This is a genomic window from Cohnella thermotolerans DSM 17683, from assembly GCF_000429825.1.
Classification (GTDB): Bacteria; Bacillota; Bacilli; order Paenibacillales; family Paenibacillaceae; genus Cohnella; species Cohnella thermotolerans.
This window is the reverse complement of the sequence record NZ_AUCP01000118.1, coordinates 1-4,308: the sequence shown is the minus strand read 5'-3', so window position 1 is coordinate 4,308 and position 4,308 is coordinate 1. Positions and strand designations below refer to the sequence as shown.

3 protein-coding genes and 2 pseudogenes are annotated in these 4,308 nt (G+C 58.9%); 2 read left to right on the top strand and 3 right to left on the bottom strand.

What is annotated here, in order from left to right; genetic code table 11:
- Nucleotides 1-616 precede the first annotated feature (616 nt).
- A pseudogene (locus G485_RS0117150) lies at nt 617-811 on the bottom strand (M42 family metallopeptidase); the annotation flags it as partial.
- A 4-nt stretch (nt 812-815) separates the two neighbouring features.
- Entirely contained in the window at nt 816-1,481 is a 666-nt protein-coding gene (locus G485_RS0117145) for a sulfite oxidase-like oxidoreductase (RefSeq protein ID WP_027093519.1), read from the bottom strand.
- Between the two features lie 173 nt (nt 1,482-1,654).
- Between G485_RS0117145 and G485_RS0117140 the strand changes: the two genes are divergently transcribed.
- Nucleotides 1,655-2,851 (top strand): quaternary amine ABC transporter ATP-binding protein, encoded by a 1,197-nt coding sequence (locus G485_RS0117140; protein WP_027093518.1) that lies wholly within the window; start codon nt 1,655-1,657, stop codon nt 2,849-2,851.
- Nucleotides 2,848-4,002, top strand: a pseudogene (locus G485_RS27115) (ABC transporter permease); the annotation flags it as partial. The gene G485_RS0117140 and the pseudogene G485_RS27115, both read left to right, overlap by 4 nt.
- Before the next feature lie 48 nt (nt 4,003-4,050).
- Here the strand turns inward: G485_RS27115 and G485_RS27110 are convergent.
- Nucleotides 4,051-4,308: transposase (locus G485_RS27110; protein ID WP_027093439.1), on the bottom strand; the 258-nt coding region annotated here is incomplete at its 5' end.

Genomic DNA, 4,308 nt, shown 5'->3' with positions numbered 1-4,308 from the left:
GTTATTTCTAGACGAGGATGAACCTCGAACTATCCGCTCCATCCATAATTCTGTCGAGTAGAAAAGCTAAAATAGGGCTTTTCTAAACAGCCTGACCGCAATTTTTGCGGTCTTGTCCAATCGTTGCTCCTGCTGCTCCGGCTTCCGGAGAACGCAGCGCTCTGCAAGCCGGTTTATTCCGCCAGCTTTGCATAAGAATCTTCAGATCCTTGTCCAGGATCCTTCAGGGGATGCTTATCCCATCCAAAGTCCCTTTTCGCATGGGTACTCCGAGATTCCATCAGGAATTGCTTTGACTCTTACGGACCTAGGATGCGTTATTTCTCGCTTGGAAGCTTATTTTAGCAACGGAACGGACACAGGATCCGTTATTCGCTTCAAACCGTGCCTTCAACGAGGAAAATCCGACAAATAGCGGAACGAGGGTCCGTTAGAACGTCAAAAACGCGATTTTGGGGCCAACAACGGCCCCTGTGTCCGTTAGCGTTCGGAGTCCTGCTCGGTCATGCTCGGTCCTGCTCCATGAAGCCCCGCCGAAGACGTTTGGCTTGTGAAAAAACAGCTTGACAACTCCTGATTTTGTTTATGCAAAACTAATGGATTTATTCGCCTTGTTTCAGGTTCCGGCAACGGCATCGGCGTGCGTGCGCTCCATGCCGTGCGAGGCGTGCACGCCCGGGCCGACCAGAGCGGCCCGGATGTTGCTCCCTCCCCGCAGCGCGGCGAAGGCGTCGGAGCCGTAATGCGGGTAAATATCGACCGCATGCGGAATGCCTTCCCGCTTCGCCAGCCCGATCAAGCGGGAGGTCATGTTGTCAATCGTAATCCTTGTGATGCCACTCGTCCTCGGGAATGTTCAGATCCTCTCCGGAGAACCGCATCTCCTTGAACGGATCGCCGTAGATATGGAAGCCTCGCTGCTCCCAATACCCCGGCCGGTCCTCCTTCATAAATTCGAAGCCCCGGAGCCACTTGGCGCTTTTCCAGAAATACAAATGCGGCACGAGCAGCCGCAGCGGCCAGCCGTGCTTGTCCGTCAGCGGCGCGTCGTTATAGTTGAAAGCGAGCAGCACATGATCGCCCATCAAATCCTCGAGCGGCACGTTCGTCTCGTAATCCGGATCGGCGTGCACCATGACGTATTTGGCGTCCGGCTTGACCTTGAGCAGCCGGAACAAATCCCGGAACCTGACGCCCTCCCACGAGGTGTCCAGCTTCGACCAACGGGTGACGCAATGGATGTCGCAATCGATCCGCGTCCGCGGCAGCGCCAGCAGATCGTCGTAGGTAAACGTCCGCTCTTCCTCCACTTCCCCGAACACCCGCAAATTCCACTGCTTCATATCGTATCGGGGAACTTCTCCTTCGTGCAAAATCGGGAACCGATCCGTAAGCACTTGACCCGGGGGCACCCGATCCCCCCATTCGGCCGGAGGCTCCGGCGCTTTCGTTCGCTTGATGCGTTCCGCTTTGCTGAGCATGATGTCGTCCATCCCTTTCCGCAGTCGCTCGCCGATGTTGCGGCCGTTTCCTTTTTCCCACAAATTATAAAGACTGGCCGTTAAACGTGTCAAATCCGATGATGGATGACGATGCCTGCTCTTGCTTATCCTAAGCGGAAAGGAAAGAACTGTGGAGGTACGCTCGCAAGCCGATACTGGCCGTGAAGAATCTGACGAAAATTTTCGGTTCGGAGCCCGGGCGGGCGCTCGAACTGCTGTCCAAAGGGCAAAGCAAGAAAAAAATATACGAGGACACCAAGCATACGGTCGGGGTCAACCGCGTCAGCTTCGAAATCGAGGAAGGCGAAATTTTCGTCATCATGGGGCTGTCGGGCAGCGGCAAATCCACCTTGATCCGGCTGCTCAACCGGTTGATCGAACCGACGGACGGGGAAATCTGGTGCGGAGGCCGGAACGTCGTCAAACTGACCCCGCAGCAGCTAAGAGAGTTCAGGCGGAACAAGATGGCGATGGTATTTCAGAAATTCGCGTTGTTCCCGCACAAGACGCTGGTGGAGAACGTCGAGTTCGGTCTGCGGGTCAAAGGCGTTCCAAGCGAACGGCGGCATGCCAAGGCGATGGAGAGCCTCGAGCTCGTCGGATTGAAAGGCTGGGAGAGCAGCTATCCCGATCAGCTCAGCGGCGGCATGCAGCAGCGGGTGGGCATCGCCCGCGCGCTGGCGAACGAACCCGACATCCTGCTGATGGACGAGGCGTTCAGCGCCCTCGACCCGCTCATTCGCAAAGATATGCAGGACGAGTTGCTCGATCTGCAGCAGAAAATGAAAAAAACGATCATTTTCATCACCCACGATCTTGACGAGGCGCTGCGCATCGGGGACAAAATCGCGCTGCTCCGCGACGGCTCCATCGTGCAGATCGGAACGCCGGAGGAAATTCTCATCAATCCGGCCAACCGCTATGTCGCACGCTTCGTCGAGGACGTCGACCTGTCCAAGGTGCTCACGGCCGCGCACGTCATGCGCCGTCCCGAGATGATCTCCCCCGACCGCGGACCGCGCGTGGCGCTGGAGCTCATGCGGGCAAGCGGCATCTCCAACCTGTACGTCGTGGACAAATCCCGCAAGCTCATCGGCGCCATTACGGCGGAGGACGCGTCGAACGCGGTCCTGGACGGCCGCTCCCTGCTCGATATCGTCATCCGGGACGTGCCGGTCGTCCGCCCCGACATGCTTTTGAAGGAATTGTTCAAGATCGTGGGCCGCACGCCGATTCCGGTTGCGGTAACGGACGATAACGGCAAGCTGCTCGGCATTATCGTCCGGGGCGCAGTGCTGGCCGCGCTCGCCGGCAGCGCCGATCACATCAACGTGGAGGGGGACCGGTGATGCCCAAGCTTCCGCTCGACCGCTGGGTGGAGTCGATCGTCGATTGGCTGGGAATGAATCTGGGCTGGCTGTTCCGGGCTCTGTCCGCGGTGATCGGCAGAACGGTGTCCGCCTTCTCCGCCCTGCTTCATTTGCCGCCTCCCTGGCTCCTCATCGTCGCCTTGGCCGCTCTCGCTTACCGTCTCGGCCGGTGGACGCTCGCCCTGTTCGCCCTTATCAGCCTTCTGCTGATCTGGAATCTCGGCTACTGGGACGCGACGATGGAATCGACGGCCCTCGTGCTGACCGCTTCGCTCATCTCCATCGTCGTCGGCATCCCGCTCGGCATCTGGTGCGCCGCCAACCGGACGGTGCGCAACGTGCTGACGCCGCTGCTCGACTTCATGCAGACGATGCCCGCGTTCGTCTACCTGATCCCGGCCGTCACCTTCTTCGGTCTCGGCGTCGTGCCCGGCGTCATCGCTTCGGTCATTTTCGCGATTCCGCCCACCATTCGCCTGACCCACCTCGGCATTCAGCAGGTGCCGGACGATCTCATCGAAGCCGCCGATTCGTTCGGTTCGACGTCGGGCCAGAAGCTGATGCAGGTTCAGCTGCCTCTGGCGCTGCCCAACATTATGGCGGGAATCAACCAGACGATCATGCTGTCGTTGTCGATGGTCGTCATCTCCTCCATGATCGGCGCGCAGGGCATCGGCGCGGACGTCTACCGGGCCGTCACGCAGCTCAATACGGGCCAGGGCTTCGAAGCCGGACTGGCCGTCGTCATTCTCGCCATCCTGCTCGACCGGCTGTCGCAGAAGTCGGTCGGCGGAAAGCGCCGTTCCCGCAAAGGAAGCCTGCGGGCGGGGATCTGGATCGCGGCGGGGCTCGTCGTCCTTCTCATCGCGGCGGGCGCCGCCCAGTCGCTGATCAACCGCTCGGCGGGCGGCAACGAGATCGGCCGGCAGGTCAACTTCCAAATCATCGGCATCGACCCGGGCTCCGGCTTGATGAAGGCGGCAGCGAAGGCGATCCGGGATTACGGGCTGGACGGCTGGACGCTCGTGGAAGGTTCCGGGACCGCCATGACCGCGGCGCTCGACAAGGCTTACTCGGCCAAGCAGCCGATCATCGTCACCGGCTGGACGCCCCACTGGATGTTCATTAAATAGGGCTTGCTGAACAAGATCAATTTAAGCTGCTCCCAACGCATGAGCCTAGACCGTGATTTTCTTTGCGGTTTTCATGCAAAAAATCGGACGGAACGCAATGAATCTGAAAAAAGAGAAAAAAAGAACCCGCAGTCGCCGTTCCAGGTTCATAACCAGAAACTGGATAGCGATGACAGTTAAACTTGTATGAGCACCGCGGGAGCAAATTCGGCCCAAACCCAACTTGCGTTTGCCTTCGCCGAACTTTCCTTCGATCGCATTGCGCTGTGCAGCGTCTTGCTTCTCTTGCTTTCGATCATCGGC